This window comes from Schleiferilactobacillus harbinensis DSM 16991, assembly GCF_000425885.1.
Lineage (GTDB): Bacteria > Bacillota > Bacilli > Lactobacillales > Lactobacillaceae > Schleiferilactobacillus > Schleiferilactobacillus harbinensis.
The window spans coordinates 1-1,140 of record NZ_AUEH01000102.1 but is presented as its reverse complement, the minus strand read 5'-3'; the positions used below and the strand labels follow the sequence as shown (position 1 = coordinate 1,140).

The 1,140-nt window shown below is 48.9% G+C and carries 1 protein-coding gene; it reads right to left on the bottom strand.

The genetic code is table 11. The features are described 5' to 3' along the window. Positions 1 to 97 precede the first annotated feature (97 nt). Positions 98 to 1,036, bottom strand: a complete 939-nt coding sequence (locus H627_RS0115400; RefSeq protein WP_027829629.1) for a DNA/RNA helicase domain-containing protein — start codon at positions 1,034 to 1,036, stop codon at positions 98 to 100. Positions 1,037 to 1,140: the final 104 nt, after the last annotated feature.

Here is a 1,140-nt window from a genome sequence, read left to right as displayed (position 1 = left end):
CACGAATAACAGCGGGTAAAGCAATGGTGCAATCTTCATGATAGAGGATTGCACCATTTTTGTCTTCACACCTATTTCAACGACCGCTTACTTTTAATTAGAGGATATGCGCAGCATGCAGCACGTCGTATACATGCCGTTTGGTAGCGGCATCCTTGAACCAGATATAAGTCCCGCGGCGAGCGCGGGACAATAGAATGTAATATTGATTCATGACCAGAGTCGTCACCGCTCCGCTGGGAAAATTGAAGTTTCTCACCTTTAAGGCATCAGTGATGCCTAGCTTGAATGAGAGGTCCTGATGTTCTTTTTCGCAGTATACCCAGCGCTTTGCGCGAGTATCCCAGCGGAGGCTATCGTTCCAGATAAATCCTGTGTAATCGTAATCCAACCCTTGGGCGCAGTAAATTGAGCCCACTTGGTCTACAGCCTTTGCCGATTGACTTTTATACCACTCATAAAGAAGATGATGCGGGTAGGGGTGCCATTCTTTGGAGAACTCTTGACCGTCATGATCCCGAATGAAGATGTCATCAGCGCCAAACTCACGAGAACGGCGGCGCAACCAATCCATGGGAGCAAACCATCTGGCAGAGAAACCGTGTTCCTGGTGTGCCTTGAGCCTTTTGTCGATGGCGCTGAGTGAATCTGTGATGGTGACTTGAAATTGACTAGCAGCCGGTTCCTGCGACGGTGTTTGTTCATCGAAAAAGAGGTGGCGCAACACTGCGGTGAAGCGATTTTCGAAGCCGCACCGCTTCTGCACGGTGAGTCGTTTGCAAACCGGTGTTATCCCAGCGGTAAGCAGGGCACACTTCAAGACAAACTCTGTACCGCATTCTTTAACGTGCACACACTGGTGGTCATCCACTAGAAATACAAGAATCTTCGGCCGCGTGTTAGGGCCGACGAGGGTATAAATGTGTTGCGGTACGTCGCTCATCCGATGTGCCTCATCAATGATGACCAAGCTGTAGTCATACTCACTCAACATGTCCAGATAAGGCAATTGCCGCGGGTCGCCGCTAACACTCATTGCTTGGCCTGTCAACGCCGACGATAAAATGACATTTTTTGCCGATTAGAAAATGTTGTTTTTTGCCGGTTTAGTTGAGCTGCGTTTCTCCTTTCCAATTAGTG

Bases quoted from the DNA above. Each gene is read 5' to 3' on its own strand.
- H627_RS0115400 (WP_027829629.1), bottom strand. From the start codon at position 1,036: ATGAGTGTTAGCGGCGACCCGCGGCAATTGCCTTATCTGGACATGTTG.